The following is a 15,279-nucleotide window of genomic DNA, read 5'->3' as shown; positions in this document are numbered from 1 at the left end:
ACAATATCAAAGCCCCCCACTGTTTCTCCAAATCGGCTGGTCAGAGGGCTGAAATGGCCCTCTGACCGCCGACGGGAGGCTAGCTGCCGACCTGAGCGCGGGCGGAACGCAGGCGCGCGAGCGTCGCCTCCCGACCGAGCAGTTCCATCGACTCGTACAGCGGCGGGCTGATGTGCGAACCGGTGACCGCGACGCGCACCGGTGCGAACGCCTTACGCGGCTTCAGTTCCAACTTCTCGATCAGCGCGGCCTTGAGCGATTCCTCGATATCCGCGGTCACCCACTCCGACAGGGAGTCCAGCGCCTCGATCGTGGCATCCAGGACGGGCGCCGCGTCCGCACCGAGGTTCTTGGCCGCGGCAGCGGGGTCGATCGCGAAGTCCGTGTCGGACACCAGCAGGAACTTCAGCAGGTCCCACGCGTCCGACAGGACGACGATGCGCGTCTGGACCAGGTCGGCTGCAACAGCGAACTGATCGTCGGTCAGCGCGTCGACAGGATGCCCGTGCGTCGTGAGGAACTGGCGCAGCCGCGCAGCGAAGTCCGCCGGCTCGAGCAGACGGATGTGCTCGGCGTTGATCGCGTCGGCCTTCTTCTGGTCGAAGCGCGCGGGATTCGAGTTCACCTTGGAGATGTCGAATGCGGCGACCATCTCGTCGAGCGAGAAGACGTCGTGGTCGTCGGCGATGCTCCACCCCAGCAGCGCGAGGTAGTTGAGCAGGCCCTCCGGAATGAACCCGCGGTCCCGGTGGATGAACAGGTTCGACTCGGGGTCACGCTTGGAGAGCTTCTTGTTGCCCTGCCCCATGACGAAGGGGAGGTGTCCGAACTCCGGGGTGAAGTCGGCGACGCCGACGCGCTGGAGCGCCTCGTAGAGGGCCAACTGGCGCGGCGTGGACGACAGCAGGTCCTCGCCACGCAGGACGTGGGTGATCTTCATCAACGCGTCGTCGACCGGGTTCACCAGCGTGTAGAGCGGGATGCCGTTGCCGCGCGTGAGCGCGAAGTCCGGCACCGTGCCGGCCTTGAACGTGGTCTCGCCGCGCACCAGGTCGTTCCACGCCAGGTCGTGGTCGGGCATGCGCAGGCGGACAACGGGCTTACGTCCCTCGTCCAGGTACGCCTGACGCTGCTCGGGAGTGAGGTCCCGATCGAAGTTGTCGTAGCCCAGCTTGGGATCGCGTCCGGCCGCCTTGTGCCGCGCCTCGACCTCCTCGGGGGTCGAGAACGACTCGTAGGCCTCGCCCGCGTCGAGCAGCTTCCGCACGACGTCGAGGTGCAGGTCGCGCCGCTGCGACTGCCGGTACGGCTCGTACGGGCCGCCGACCTCGGGCCCCTCGTCCCACGACAGACCGAGCCAGCGCAGGGCATCAAGGATCGCCTGGTACGACTCCTCCGTGTCGCGGGCGGCATCGGTGTCCTCGATGCGGAACACGAACTTGCCACCGTGGTGCCGCGCGAAGGCCCAGTTGAACAGGGCAGTTCGGACGAGCCCGACGTGCGGGGTGCCGGTGGGTGACGGACAGAAACGGACGCGTACTTCGCTGGTGGTCATGGCTCACTTCGATACACGCTGCTAGGCGCTGGGAAAGGACCCCTACAGGCTAGTACCGCGCCGGTTCCGTGCACACCCGGAAGGCGATCCGATCAGCGCTTGGCGGCAACCGGATTGGTCAGTGTGCCGATCCCCTCGACGGTGACACTCACTGTCTGGCCGTCGACGATCGGCCCGACGCCCTCGGGCGTGCCGGCGAGAATCACGTCGCCCGGCAGGAGTGTCATGACACCGGAGATCCACTCGATGACCTTCGGGATGTCGTGGAGCAGCAGCGAAGTGCGGCTGCGCTGCTTGATCTCGCCGTCGACCTCGGTCCTGACCTCGACGTCCGAAACGTCGAGGTTCGTCTCGATCCACGGTCCCAGCGGGCAGAACGTGTCGTACCCCTTGGCCCGCGTCCACTGGCCGTCGTGACGCTGCTGATCGCGCGCCGTGACGTCGTTCGCGACGGTGTAGCCGAGGACCACGTCGAGGGCCTTCGCCGCGGGTACGTCCTTGCACGGACGGCCGATGACGACCGCGAGTTCGCCCTCGTAGTGGACCTCGTTCGACGACGGCGGCAACAGGATCGGCGCACCCGGCCCCACGATCGACGTGTTGGGCTTGATGAAGATGACCGGATCCTCCGGCGCCTCGCCGCCCATCTCCGCAGCATGCGCCGCGTAGTTCTTGCCGATGCAGATCACCTTGCTCGCCAGGATCGGCGCCAGCAGGCGAACGTCAGCCAGCGGCCAGCTGCGACCGGTGAAAGTCGGTGTGCCGAAAGGATGTTCGGCGATCTCCTTCGCGGTCTGCGCGTCGCCCTCCCCTTCGATCGACACGAAGGCAACTCCATCGGGACTGGCAATTCGACCAAGGCGCATGTGCCCGAGTCTATCCACCCATCGGACGCGATCGCGGGACACCCGGCACCGGCGGCCCCCGAAGAGGTCTACACTCCGAACGGTATCCACACTATAAGACTTTCATTTCACATACTGGGATGGCAACGTGAACCAGGCAGCACAGCAGGAAACGCAGGCGAGCACGCTGCACCGCTGGTCGATGCTGGCGCTCGGCGTACTCGCGCAGGCAGCAGGAGCCATGTTCGCCAACGCGCCCGCTTTCCTGATCCCGACCCTGCAGAGCGACTATGGCGTGAGCCTGAGTCGCGCCGGACTGATCGCCGCGGCCCCGACGCTGGGCTTCCTCGTGAGCCTCATGGCCTGGGGTGCCGTGGTCGACCGCATCGGCGAACGGCGTGTGCTGGTGATCGGTCTGTCCGTCACCGCGCTCGCGAGCGCCGGCGCGGCACTGAGTCAATCGTTCGCACTGCTGGGCGTATTCCTCGTGCTGGGCGGCATGGCCGCGTCGAGCGCCAACGCCGCGAGTGGACGCGTCGTCGTCGGATGGTTTCCGCCCGAGCGCCGCGGCCTGGCGATGGGCATCCGGCAGATGGCGCTGCCGCTCGGTGTCGCTTTCGCGGCACTGACCGTCCCGCAGATCGCCGAATCACACGGTGTGGGTTGGGCGTTGGCACTTCCGACCGCCGTGACCATCATCGCGGCGGCAGCGTGCCTGCTGATCGTCGACCCGCCCCGGCCGACGCGCGCAGCCGCGAAGGAGAGCGGGCTGCTCGACAACCCGTACCGCGGCCGCGGAATGCTCTGGCGGATCCACGGCGTCTCGGTGCTGCTGGTGGTCCCGCAATACCTGGTGTGGACGTTCATGCTGGTGTGGCTGATGACGGATCGGAACTGGTCCGCCGCGGCCGCCGGCATCCTCATCACCTTCACGCAACTCCTCGGCGCGGCCGGTCGGATCGGCGCAGGCTTCTGGTCCGACCGGGTCCGCAGCCGAATGGGCCCCATGCGGTGGGTTGCGGTGGCCGCCGCCGTCTCGATGCTCGCGGTCGCGCTCACCGACTGGCTGGACTCCCCCGCGGCGGTTGCGCTCATGGTGATCGCGTCCGTGATCACCACCGCCGACAACGGGTTGGCCTTCACGGCGGTCGCGGAGATCGCGGGGCCGTACTGGAGCGGTCGTGCACTGGGCGCCCAGAACACCACCCAGTATGTGGCCGCGACACTGGTCCCCCCGATCTTCGGCGGGTTGATCGGCCTCGTGAGCTTCCCTCTCACGTTCGCGATCGCGGCACTGTTCCCACTCGCTGCGGTACCGCTGGTGCCGGAGGACCCACCCGAACGTGTGTGAGAAACAACACGACCGCCGCCCGGCTACCGGGCGGCGGTCGTGTCGTGTGGAACTCGATGAACCTAGACGGCAGCCGCGATCCGGTCGCCCACCTCGGCGGTGACGATCGGGGCGTCGCCACGCGAAGCCAGATCAGCCTCGACGGCAGCCTCGATGCGGACGGCGTCGTCCTCACGGCCCAGGTGACGCAGCAGCATCGCGGCCGACAGGATCGCTGCCGTGGGATCGGCGATCCCCTGGCCGGCGATGTCGGGTGCGGAGCCGTGGACGGGCTCGAACATCGACGGGTTCGTGCCCGACGCATCGATGTTCGCGCTCGCGGCCAGGCCGATGCCACCGGTGACGGCACCCGCGAGGTCGGTGATGATGTCGCCGAACAGGTTGTCGGTGACGATCACGTCGAAGCGCGTCGGGTCGGTGACCATGTAGATGGTCGCCGCATCGATGTGGCAGTAGGCCGTCTCGACATCCGGGTACTCGGCGCCGATGGTCTCCATCGCGCGGGTCCAGATCCGGCCCGCGTTGGAGAGCACGTTCGTCTTGTGGATGAGCGTCAGGTGCTTGCGGCGGGTCCGCGCCAGCTCGTACGCGGCGCGGACGACGCGCTCGGCGCCGAACCACGTGTTGACCGAGACCTCGGTCGCAACCTCGTGCGGGGTGCCGACGCGGATCGACCCACCGTTGCCGGTGTACGGACCCTCGGTGCCCTCACGGACCACGATGAAGTCGATGTCCGGGTTCGCGGCCAGCGGCGAGCTCGACCCCGGGTAGGTGCGGGCCGGACGCAGGTTCACGTGGTGGTCGAGCAGGAACCGCATGTTCAGCAGGAGCCCGCGCTCGAGGATGCCCGGCGCGACGAACCGCGGATCGCCGATCGCGCCGAGCAGGATCGCGTCGTGCTGACGGATCGCGTCGAGCTCGGCCTCCGGCAGCAGGTCGCCGGTCTCGTTGTAGCGCTTGGCACCGAGGTCGAACTCGGTGGTCTCCACGTCGGGAACCAGCTTCCGCAGCACCTTCAGCGCTTCCGCGGTGACCTCGACACCGATGCCGTCACCGGGAATGACCGCAAGCTTCATGGACACACTCTCTTCTCGTAGAACCGACAGCGGGAGAATCCGACGGTGGCCGCGACCGTCCTCGACGATCGCGGCCACCGGTACAGACTGGGAAGATCAGGACAGGTCGACCTGCGCGACGCGGGCGTCGAGCTGCTCCACGATCTGGGCGACCTCGGCGTCACCGACGACCTGGTTGACGCGCAGGATGACGGTGGCACCGGTGCCCTCGACGTCCTGGCTCAGGGCGGCGGCCTGGATGTCGATGCCGGCGTTGCCGAGCACGGTGCCGAGCACACCGAGAACGCCCGGGCGGTCCGCGTAGTGCACGACGATGTTGTGGCCCTCGGCGCGCAGGTCGAAGCTGCGGCCGTTGACGTTGACGATCTTCTCGACCTGCTGCAGGCCGGTCAGGGCGCCCGCGACGGCGGTGACGGTGCCGTCTGCGGCAACCGCGCGGACCTCGACGGCGCTGCGGTGCGTCTGTGCCTCGCTGTGCTTCTCGACCTCGACGCTCACGCCGCGCTGCTCCGCGAGCTGCGGGGCGTTGACGAACGTGACGGCCTCGTCGCTGCTCGCGGAGAACAGGCCACGCAGGGCGGCCAGGCCCAGGATCTCGACGTTCTCGGCGGACAGCTCACCGCTGACGACGACCTGGACGTTCTGGACGGCCTCGGGCGACAGGGTGCCGGCGAGCAGACCCAGCTTGCGGACCAGCTCGAGCCACGGCGCGACCTCTTCACCGACCGGGCCGCCGGAGACGTTGACGGCGTCCGGCACGAACTCGCCGGCCAGGGCCAGCAGGACGCTCTTGGCGACGTCGGTGCCGGCGCGGTCCTGGGCCTCCGAGGTGGAGGCGCCGAGGTGCGGGGTGACGACGACGTTGTCGAGGTCGAACAGCTTGGAGTCGGTGCACGGCTCGGTGTTGAACACGTCGAGGCCGGCGGCGCGGACCTTGCCGGAGACGAGCGCGTCGTACAGCGCGTCCTCGTCGATCAGGCCACCGCGAGCGGCGTTGACAATGATGACGCCGTCCTTGGTCTTGGCCAGACGCTCGGCGTTCAGGAGGCCCGCGGTCTCCTTGGTCTTGGGCAGGTGCACCGAGATGAAGTCGGCGCGCTCGACGAGCTGGTCGATGTCGACGAGCTCGATGCCCAGCTGCGCGGCGCGAGCGGCCGGCAGGTACGGGTCGTACGCGATGATCTCGGTCTCGAACGCGGCGAGGCGCTGCGCGAACAGCTGACCGATGCGACCCAGGCCGACGACGCCGACGGTCTTGCCGAGGATCTCGGTGCCGTTGAAGCTCGAGCGCTTCCAGGTCTTCTCACGCAGCGTGCGGTCCGCGGCCGGGATCTGACGCGCGGTCGACAGCAGCAGCGAGACGGCGTGCTCGGCGGCCGAGTGGATGTTGGAGGTCGGTGCGTTGACGACCATGACGCCACGCTCGGTGGCGGCCGGGATGTCGACGTTGTCGAGGCCGACACCGGCGCGGCCGACGATCTTCAGCTTCGTCGCGGCGGCGAGCACCTCGGCGTCGACCGTGGTGGCGGAGCGGACGAGCAGCGCGTCGGCCTCGGGCACAGCCGCGAGCAGAGCGGGACGGTCGGGGCCGTCCACCCAGCGCACCTCGACACCGTCACCGAGCGCATCGACGGTCGATTGTGCGAGCTTGTCGGCGATCAGGACAACGGGACGGCCATTCTGGCTCACGAGGAACTCTCCTGTGTTGGGTGCGGGCTGTTTCAGGTCGAGCAAATGTCCACGGCCGGGCACCTCGAGGGCGCACACGGATGGCCGTAGTCGGGATCAGTTTAGTTGGCACGGCGCAGCTATTCCGCAGGGCGGGTATCCGCTACCACATAGTGGACACCGAAGGGAAGCATTTCGGAGATCCACGCCACAATCCGGAAACGACTTCGGCCCGAGGCCGTGCGCACAGAACGCACGGCCTCGGGCCGAAACTGTCAGCTGTGGATCAGGCCGTCTCGGTGATCGGGCGATCGACCCAGCTCATCAGGTCGCGCAGCTTCTTGCCGGTGACCTCGATGGGGTGCTCGGCGTTGGCCTTGCGCAGGCCCTCGAGCTCGGTGTTGCCGTTCTCGACGTTGGCGACCAGGCGACGGGTGAACTCACCCGACTGGATGTCGGCCAGGATCGCCTTCATGCGCTCCTTGGTGCCGGCGTCGATAACGCGCGGGCCGGACAGGTAGCCACCGAACTCGGCGGTGTCGGACACCGAGTAGTTCATGCGGGCGATGCCACCCTCGTACATGAGGTCGACGATCAGCTTGAGCTCGTGCAGCACCTCGAAGTAGGCCATCTCGGGGGCGTAGCCCGCCTCGACCATGACCTCGAAACCGGTCTTGACCAGTTCCTCGGTGCCACCGCAGAGCACGGCCTGCTCACCGAAGAGGTCCGTCTCGGTCTCTTCCTTGAACGTGGTCTTGATGACGCCGGCGCGGGTGCCACCGATGCCCTTGGCGTAGGACAGAGCCAGGGCCTGGCCCTCACCCTTCGGGTCCTGGTGGACGGCGATCAGGGCCGGGACGCCCTTGCCGTCGACGAACTGACGACGCACCAGGTGGCCGGGGCCCTTCGGGGCGACCATGCCGACCGTGACGTTCTCCGGAGCCTTGATCAGGTCGAAGTGGATGTTGAGGCCGTGGCCGAAGAACAGCGCGTCGCCGTCCTTCAGGTTCGGCTCGATGTCGTTCTTGAAGATCGACGCCTGAGCGGTGTCGGGGGCGAGCACCATGATGACGTCGGCCCACTCGGCAACCTCGGCCGGCGTGCCCACGGTCAGGCCCTGCTCCTCAGCCTTGGCGCGGGACTTCGAACCCTCCTTGAGGCCGATGCGCACATCGACACCGGAATCGCGCAGGCTCAGCGAGTGCGCGTGGCCCTGGCTGCCGTAGCCGATGACCGCGACCTTGCGGCCCTGGATGATCGACAGGTCTGCATCGTCGTCGTAGAACATCTCGACTGCCACAGTTCTTACCTTCCCTCTGGGTTCTATGAACGCTTGATTGTCTGTTGTTGTCGGGTGTGACGGTACTAGCGGGTGGCCGTGATGGACTTCGGCCCACGGCCGACCGCCACCACACCGGACTGCACGATCTCGCGGATGCCGAACGGATCGAGCATGCGCAGGAGCGCATCGAGCTTGGAGTGGGTACCCGTGGCCTCGATCGTGACGGCCTCCGGCGCGACGTCGATCACCTTGGCGCGGAACAGGTTCACCGTCTCGATGACCTGCGTGCGCACGCTGGCATCTGCGCGCACCTTGATCAGGATCAGCTCGCGCGCTACCGACGCGTCGGTGTCCTGCTCGACGATCTTGATCACGTTGACCAGCTTGTTGAGCTGCTTCGTAACCTGCTCGAGCGGGAACTCGTCGACCGTCACGACGATCGTCATGCGCGAGATGTCGGGGACCTCGGTGCCGCCGACGGCGAGCGACTCGATGTTGAATCCCCGGCGGGAGAAGAGTGCGGCGACGCGCGCCAGCACGCCCGGCTTGTCCTCGACGAGAACACTGAGGGTGTGACTGGTGCTCACTGGCGATCCTCTCCTGCTGCGGCCTCGCCGGCACGCTGCTCGCGTTCCATGGCCTCGTGGATGGCGGCGGGCTCGGACACAGCCTCGTCGTCGTCGAACAGCGGCCGGATTCCCCGGGCCGCCATGATCTCGTCATTGCTGGTGCCGGCGGCGACCATCGGCCACACCTGGGCGTCGGCGCCCACGATGAAGTCGATGACGACGGGCTTGTCGTTGATCGACTGTGCGGTGCGGATCGCGTCCTCGACGTCCTCCTCGCGCTCGACCCGGATGCCGACACAGCCGAGAGCCTCCGCCAGCTTCACGAAGTCCGGGATCCGCACCGCGCCATGGGTGCCCAGGTTCGTGTTGGAGTAGCGCTCGTCGTAGAACAGGGTCTGCCACTGGCGGACCATGCCGAGGTTGCCGTTGTTGATCAGCGCGACCTTGATCGGCACGCCCTCGACGGCGCACGTGGCCAGTTCCTGATTGGTCATCTGGAAGCAGCCGTCACCGTCGATTGCCCACACCTCGGTGCCGGGCATGCCCATCTTGGCGCCCATCGCGGCGGGCACCGCGTAGCCCATGGTGCCCAGGCCGCCCGAGTTGAGCCACGTGCGCGGCTTCTCGTAGTTGACGAACTGCGCGGCCCACATCTGGTGCTGGCCGACACCGGCACAGTAGATCGCATCGGGGCCCGCGAGGCGGCCGACGGTCTGGATCACGTACTCGGGCGAGAGCGCGCCATCCGCCGGGCGGTCGTACGCCAGCGGGTAGGTGCGCCGGATGCCGTCGAGGTACGCCCACCACTCGGTGAGGTCGAGGGTGGTGCCCGTCGCCTGGTCGGCACGGATCGCCTCGATCAGCTCGGTGATGACCTCCTTGCAGTCGCCTACGATCGGGACGTCCGCATGGCGGTTCTTGCCGATCTCGGCAGGGTCGATGTCCGCGTGGATCACCTTGGCGTCGGGCGCGAACGAATCGAGCTGCCCGGTGACGCGGTCGTCGAAGCGAGCGCCGAGCGTGATCAGCAGGTCACTCTTCTGCAGCGCCGCAACGGCGGCCACGGTGCCGTGCATGCCCGGCATGCCGCAGTTGAGCTGGTGGCTGTCCGGGAACGCGCCGCGCGCCATGAGCGTGGTGACGACGGGGATGCCGGTGAGCTCGGCCAGTTCGAGCAGCTCGGGCGAGGCGTCGGCCTTGATCACGCCGCCGCCGACGTACAGGACCGGCGACTTGGCGTCGGCGATGAGGCGCGCAGCCTCACGGACCTGCTTGCCGTGCGGCTTGGTGACCGGGCGGTAGCCGGGCAAGTGCATCTCCGGCGGCCACGAGAACGTGGTCTGCGCCTGCAGGATGTCCTTGGGGATGTCGACGAGAACCGCGCCCGGGCGGCCGCTCGACGCCAGGTAGAACGCCTCGGCCAGGATCCGCGGGATGTCGACGCCGTCGGTGATGAGGAAGTTGTGCTTGGTGATCGGCATGGTGATGCCGGAGATGTCGGCTTCCTGGAAACCGTCGGTCCCGATCAGCGAACGCGCCACCTGGCCGGTGATCGCGACGACGGGGACCGAGTCCATCTGAGCATCGGCGAGCGGGGTCACCAGGTTGGTCGCACCCGGACCCGACGTCGCCATGCAGACGCCGACCTTGCCGGTCGCCTGGGCGTAGCCGGTCGCGGCGTGACCCGCGCCCTGCTCGTGACGCACCAGGACGTGCCGAACCTTCTGCGAATCGAAGAGCGGGTCGTACACCGGCAGAACGGCACCACCCGGGATACCGAACACAGTGTCGACCTCGAGCTCCTCGAGGGCGCGGACCACGGACTGCGCGCCGGTGACCCGCTCGGGGGCGACCTGACGACGGTTACCGGTCGGCGTGGCGGCGGCCGCGGTTGTCGGGCTGGCTGCTCCCGACTTGCGCGGCGTGGGTTGAGGCCGTGCGGTTGGTGCGCTCACTGGAAAGTCCTCTGATTCTGGCTCCGGGCAACAAAAAACCCTCGTCAGCATCCGCTGTACGAGGGTGGCGCGTCGTTATCTGGCGAGTTGTAAGAACCGGCTCAGGCGACGACGCGCCGGCCGATTACGAGCAACTCATTCTGCTTCACGCGCTCGACGGTAGGCGCGTCAATGGTAGACAGTCAACTTTGGTGAGTGCGCTGTCCCAGAATGTAAGATGCCTCGGCTGCAGTGCGAAGATGTAGAGGTGTCATCTCCTCAGCAGCCCGTGCCACCGGTGCCATCATCCCATACGCCCTCAGACGACCGACAGGTCATCCGGATTTCCCCACTCGCCCTGATGGCGTGCTTGTTCCTGTTGTTCTGCTTGAGCTTCCCGGTTCTCGGATGGCCGGCCGCGTTCGGCTGGACGCTGGTGATCCCGTTCCTGATCGGGGCCTGGGTCCTGCGCGTGCGGACCACTGTCGGCCCGGACGGCCTCGAGCTGCGCCGAGCCTTCTCTTCGCAGTCCATATCGTGGGATCAGATCAAGGGCTTCCGCTTCCCCAAGCGCGGCTGGGCACGCGCCGAACTCCTCGACGGCAACGAGGTCTCCCTGCCCAACGTGACCTTCGGACGCCTCCCGCAGCTCGCGTCGGCGAGTGGCGGCCGCGTCACCGACCCGTACGCCGCAGCCCGCGAGGCACAGGCGGAGAAGTCTCGCGCCGAGGCCGCGGCGGCCGACGAGGCCGCCCAGTCCGTCGAATCTCCGGGGGCCGCGAAGCCCGAGTCCGCCGGCGATTCGGAGCCGGATACCGACTAGCTCGCGCGCGGGGGTAGCGTCCAACCAGGATGTCTCTCGCTCCCACCGGAGATGACGAGGCTGCCACACCAGCCGAAATCGGGTCCAGCGACCAGCACCTTCACGGACCCACCAGTTCACGTATTACGCCGCGCTCGGCGAGCACAGCCCGCCGCCGAGAACCGCTGATCGACGAAGGAATTCGCCCATGCCCCCGCTGAGGTCACGCACCACCACCGTCGGACGCAACGCTGCCGGAGCCCGTTCGCTCTGGCGCGCAACCGGTATGACCGACTCCGACTTCGGTAAGCCGATCGTCGCGATCGCGAACTCCTACACGCAGTTCGTGCCCGGCCACGTTCACCTGAAGAACGTCGGCGAGATCGTCGCCGAGGCCGTCCGCGCAGCGGGTGGCGTGCCGCGCGAGTTCCACACCATCGCCGTCGACGACGGCATCGCGATGGGCCACGGCGGCATGCTCTACTCGCTGCCGAGCCGCGAGATCATCGCCGACTCCGTCGAGTACATGGTCAACGCGCACACCGCCGACGCCCTGGTGTGCATCTCGAACTGCGACAAGATCACCCCCGGCATGCTCAATGCCGCGATGCGCCTGAACATCCCGACAGTCTTCGTCTCCGGCGGCCCGATGGAGGCCGGCAAGGCCGTCGTCGTCGGCGGCGTCGCGCAGGCCCCCACCGACCTGATCACCGCGATCTCGGCGAGCGCCAACGACTCCGTGTCCGAGGAGGGCCTGGACGAGGTCGAGCGCAGCGCGTGCCCCACGTGCGGTTCGTGCTCGGGAATGTTCACCGCCAACTCGATGAACTGCCTCACCGAGGCACTCGGACTCGCACTGCCCGGCAACGGTTCCACGCTGGCCACCCACGAGGCGCGTCGCGCCCTCTTCAGCAAGGCCGGCACCACCGTCGTCGAGGCGGCGCTGCGCTACTACCGCGACGAGGACGAGTCGGTTCTGCCCCGGAACATCGCCTCCCCCAAGGCGTTCCGCAACGCGATGGCACTCGACGTCGCGATGGGCGGCTCCACCAACACGGTGCTGCACACCCTCGCGGCCGCGCAGGAAGGCGAGGTCGACTTCGACCTGAGCACCATCGACGAGATCAGCCGTCGCGTGCCGTGCCTGTCGAAGGTCTCCCCCAACTCGGACTACCACATGGAGGACGTCCACCGCGCCGGTGGCATCCCCGCTCTCCTCGGTGAACTGCGCCGCGCGAACCTACTCGAGACCGACGTCTCGACCGTCCACACCAAGAGCTTCGACGAGTGGCTCGACACGTGGGACATCCGCTCCGGCAAGGCGTCCGACGAAGCACTCGAACTGTTCCACGCAGCCCCCGGCGGTGTGCGCACCACCGAGCCGTTCTCGACGAACAACCGCTGGTCCGCGCTCGACACCGACGCCGAGGGCGGCTGCATTCGCGACCTCGAGCACGCGTACACCGTCGAGGGCGGCCTGTGCGTGCTGCGCGGCAACATCGCCGTCGACGGCGCGATCCTCAAGACCGCGGGCATCGACGAGGAGCTGTTCTCGTTCCAGGGTCCGGCCGTCGTCGTCGAGTCCCAGGAGGCGGCGGTCTCGGTGATCCTCCAGAAGCAGATCAAGCCGGGCGACGTCATCGTCGTGCGTTACGAGGGCCCCAAGGGTGGTCCGGGCATGCAGGAGATGCTGCACCCCACTGCCTTCCTCAAGGGTGCCGGTCTCGGCAAGGTGTGTGCACTGGTCACCGACGGTCGCTTCTCGGGTGGCACGTCCGGCCTGTCGATCGGGCACATCTCCCCCGAGGCTGCGTCGGGCGGTGTGATCGGTCTGGTCGAGGACGGCGACCAGATCCGCATCGACGTCGCGACCCGCACCCTCGAGGTCCTCGTCGACGACGAGACGCTCGCGCAGCGCCGCGCCAAGATGGAGGCCTCCGAGCGCCCGTGGCAGCCGGTGGATCGTCAGCGCTCGGTCACCACCGCACTGCGCGCCTACGCGGCGCTGGCCACGTCGGCCGACAAGGGCGCCGTCCGCCACGTGCCGTAAGAGGTCCTGCCGCTCCGCTTTTCGCTGTGCCGCGTCCCCGATCGGGGGCGCGGCACAGCCGTTTCCGGAGCGGCAGATCTGTGGATACCGAGAAATCCATCCACAGATCGCGGATCGAGCACCGTCGACGGCTCCGGCGACGTCAGGCTCGATACATGGATTTCGACGGCACACCACTGGTGTTCAGGTCCGACGCACTCGGTCGCGGCTTCACCGACCACGAACTACGCGCGGCCCGACGGTCGCGGGAACTGCTCGCGGTCCGACCCGGGGCGTACGTCCGCGCCGCCGACCTCGCCCGACTCGATTCCGTCGCGCAACACAGACTGGCGGTCCTCGCCGCGGCGTCGTCGTGCCCGGATGCCGTCGTCAGCCACGTGTCGGCGGCGGTACTGCACGGGATCGCCGTGTGGGCCGTGCCGCTGCGGCGGGTGCACTCCACCCTCGACCGCGCCTCCGGCGGCAAGATCACCACTCGTCGACATGTGCACGTCGCACGCTGCCCGCCGAGGACATCGTCGTCGTGGACGGTGTGCCGGTCACAGCGCCCGCCCGAACGATCGTCGACCTCGCGCGGACGACGCCGTTCGAGAGCGCGGTGGTGTCGGGTGACAACGCGCTCGCCACCGGACTGGTGACGCCCGAGGATCTCGACGACGCGCTCGTCCGGTGTCGTGGCCGACGCGGGGCGGCACAGGCGGCGCGGGCGGTCGCGTTCATGGACGGTCGGAGCGAGAGTGTCGGCGAATCCCGCAGCCGTGTACTGATCCACCGCGCCCGGCCGCCGGCACCGGAACCAGCGGGACCTGTTCGACGGCGATTCCTGGATCGGCCGTGTCGACTTCTGGTTCGAGGGCGAGCGCGCGGTCGGCGAGTTCGACGGGCTCGGCAAGTACGCCGTGCATCTGCGCCCCGGTCAGACCACCGAACAGGCGGTCATCGAGGAGAAGCTGCGCGAGGACCGGATCCGCACGGCCGGATACGGCGTCGCGCGATGGGGTTGGCGGGAGCTGAGCACACCCGAGGAGGTGGTGCGACGGCTGCGGTGCGCATTCGGCTGAGCCCGCCGCCGCTCCGGAAATGGTCGTGCCGCTCCCCCGATGGGACGAGCGGCACGACGAGAACCGGAGCGGCAGGCGTCAGATGACGGGGTTGGCCCCGTTGAGGAAGATCCACACACCGACACCCACGGCCGCACCGAGGATCAGGATCACCGTCGATCCGACGTACGGGCGGGTGGCCCACTTGCGGCGGCCGTCCAGGGAGATCCGGCCCGGACCGGTCAGGATGATCGCGGCCGCGGCCGCACCGAGCACCGTCTCGTACTCGATGCCCTCGGGCGCGAAGTACTCGAGGCCGGGCACCATGGACTGCTTGAGGCACCACGCGTTGATCATCACGGCGACCACCGTGGCGGCCGCGATCGGAGTGAGCAGGCCGAGGATCAGCAGTGCACCGCCGGCCACCTCGCCGACCGCGCCGGCCACCGCGAGAACCCGCGCGTGGTCGAAACCGGAGTCCACCAGGATGTCCCGGTAGCCGCCGAGGCCCGGCCCGTTCCACCATCCGGTGAGCTTCTGCAGGCCGTGCGCGAGCAGCGTGCCGCCGACCACGAGTCGCAGGACCAGCAGACCGAGATCCAGCGTGCCGCGCCGGTTGTCCGCCCCGCCGTCCGAGCCCGGCATCGGCGGGACCGCGACCGGGGCGGCGACCGTCGACGCATCGCCGATCGGCTCCGACACGATCGGCTCGGACACGATCGGCGGGGACACGATCGGCGGGGACAGCGTCGGCGTCGGCACGGTGGCGTCGTCGCGCTGGATCACGGTGGTGGGCTGGTCCTCGATGCCGGTCGGCGCGGGAGCGGGGCGGAAGGCGGGAATCTGCTCCGTCGGCAGACTCGAGGCGCCCCTGTCGTCGAAGTCGAGGTCGTCGTCGGTGTGCGCCAACGGTCGGCTCCCCCGGTCGACGGACTGCGCGGCGAACCTCTCGGTCGGCTGATCGAACGGGCTCGGCGCGGACCCCGCGCCGGTGGACTCGGTGTGATCTTTCGACTTGTCAGTCACGCATGGCAGCCTAGGACGGTTCGTGGAGCTTGACCGGGTAGCGAGGCCCGGCGCGCCGGTCACACCGCGCCGCGTGGCGCA

The 15,279-nt window shown here is 68.3% G+C and carries 13 protein-coding genes; 5 read left to right on the top strand and 8 right to left on the bottom strand.

The window, feature by feature from the left end; translation table 11 throughout:
• Positions 1-79: 79 nt before the first annotated feature.
• The gene (gltX, locus tag J2X34_RS22870; protein WP_429519873.1) at positions 80-1,555 is read right to left on the bottom strand and encodes a glutamate--tRNA ligase; all 1,476 of its coding nucleotides are present in this window, start codon (positions 1,553-1,555) and stop codon (positions 80-82) included.
• 92 nt (positions 1,556-1,647) lie between these two features.
• The gene (locus J2X34_RS22865) at positions 1,648-2,421 is read right to left on the bottom strand and encodes a fumarylacetoacetate hydrolase family protein (RefSeq protein ID WP_429519872.1); all 774 of its coding nucleotides are present in this window, start codon (positions 2,419-2,421) and stop codon (positions 1,648-1,650) included.
• Between the two features lie 181 nt (positions 2,422-2,602).
• Between J2X34_RS22865 and J2X34_RS22860 the strand changes: the two genes are divergently transcribed.
• Entirely contained in the window at positions 2,603-3,751 is a 1,149-nt protein-coding gene (locus J2X34_RS22860; RefSeq protein ID WP_429519890.1) for an MFS transporter, read from the top strand.
• A 62-nt stretch (positions 3,752-3,813) separates the two neighbouring features.
• Here the strand turns inward: J2X34_RS22860 and J2X34_RS22855 are convergent, their stop codons facing one another.
• From J2X34_RS22855 to J2X34_RS22835, 5 genes are all read right to left on the bottom strand, one after another.
• On the bottom strand, positions 3,814-4,827 hold the full coding sequence (locus J2X34_RS22855) for a 3-isopropylmalate dehydrogenase (protein WP_114722602.1): 1,014 nt from the start codon (positions 4,825-4,827) through the stop codon (positions 3,814-3,816).
• Positions 4,828-4,923: 96 nt separating this feature from the next.
• Positions 4,924-6,516 carry a phosphoglycerate dehydrogenase gene (serA, locus tag J2X34_RS22850; RefSeq protein WP_114722603.1) on the bottom strand — a complete coding sequence of 531 codons (1,593 nt, stop codon included), beginning with the start codon at positions 6,514-6,516 and terminating at the stop codon, positions 4,924-4,926.
• Between the two features lie 265 nt (positions 6,517-6,781).
• Positions 6,782-7,783 carry a ketol-acid reductoisomerase gene (ilvC, locus tag J2X34_RS22845; protein WP_174914848.1) on the bottom strand — a complete coding sequence of 334 codons (1,002 nt, stop codon included), beginning with the start codon at positions 7,781-7,783 and terminating at the stop codon, positions 6,782-6,784.
• Positions 7,784-7,860: 77 nt separating this feature from the next.
• Complete coding sequence (gene ilvN / locus J2X34_RS22840; RefSeq protein WP_114722510.1) at positions 7,861-8,364, bottom strand: acetolactate synthase small subunit; 504 nt, start codon at positions 8,362-8,364, stop codon at positions 7,861-7,863.
• Positions 8,361-10,301 (bottom strand): acetolactate synthase large subunit, encoded by a 1,941-nt coding sequence (locus J2X34_RS22835; protein ID WP_114722511.1) that lies wholly within the window; start codon positions 10,299-10,301, stop codon positions 8,361-8,363. Before J2X34_RS22835 ends, ilvN begins: the two co-directional genes overlap by 4 nt.
• Positions 10,302-10,569: 268 nt before the next feature.
• On the opposite strand from J2X34_RS22835, the gene J2X34_RS22830 reads away from it, so the two are divergent.
• The 4 genes from J2X34_RS22830 (at position 10,570) to J2X34_RS22815 (ending at position 14,193) form a co-directional block, all read left to right on the top strand.
• Complete coding sequence (locus tag J2X34_RS22830; protein WP_114722512.1) at positions 10,570-11,103, top strand: PH domain-containing protein; 534 nt, start codon at positions 10,570-10,572, stop codon at positions 11,101-11,103.
• A 187-nt stretch (positions 11,104-11,290) separates the two neighbouring features.
• Positions 11,291-13,132, top strand: coding sequence for a dihydroxy-acid dehydratase (ilvD, locus tag J2X34_RS22825; protein ID WP_174911663.1), 1,842 nt, complete (start codon positions 11,291-11,293; stop codon positions 13,130-13,132).
• Positions 13,133-13,287: 155 nt separating this feature from the next.
• Positions 13,288-13,770: a hypothetical protein gene (locus tag J2X34_RS22820; protein WP_114722514.1), complete on the top strand. Its 483-nt coding sequence runs from the start codon at positions 13,288-13,290 to the stop codon at positions 13,768-13,770.
• 261 nt (positions 13,771-14,031) lie between these two features.
• The gene (locus J2X34_RS22815; RefSeq protein WP_429519871.1) at positions 14,032-14,193 is read left to right on the top strand and encodes a hypothetical protein; all 162 of its coding nucleotides are present in this window, start codon (positions 14,032-14,034) and stop codon (positions 14,191-14,193) included.
• Positions 14,194-14,271: 78 nt separating this feature from the next.
• On the opposite strand, the gene J2X34_RS22810 is transcribed toward J2X34_RS22815, so the two are convergent.
• Positions 14,272-15,198 carry a DoxX family protein gene (locus J2X34_RS22810; protein WP_429519870.1) on the bottom strand — a complete coding sequence of 309 codons (927 nt, stop codon included), beginning with the start codon at positions 15,196-15,198 and terminating at the stop codon, positions 14,272-14,274.
• Between the last annotated feature and the right edge of the window lie 81 nt (positions 15,199-15,279).

Origin of the sequence: Rhodococcus sp. BE178, assembly GCF_050433545.1 — a bacterium.
Taxonomy (GTDB): Bacteria; Actinomycetota; Actinomycetes; order Mycobacteriales; family Mycobacteriaceae; genus Prescottella.
Note: the sequence above shows the minus strand (reverse complement) of the source record. Positions and strands in the feature narration are given on the sequence as shown.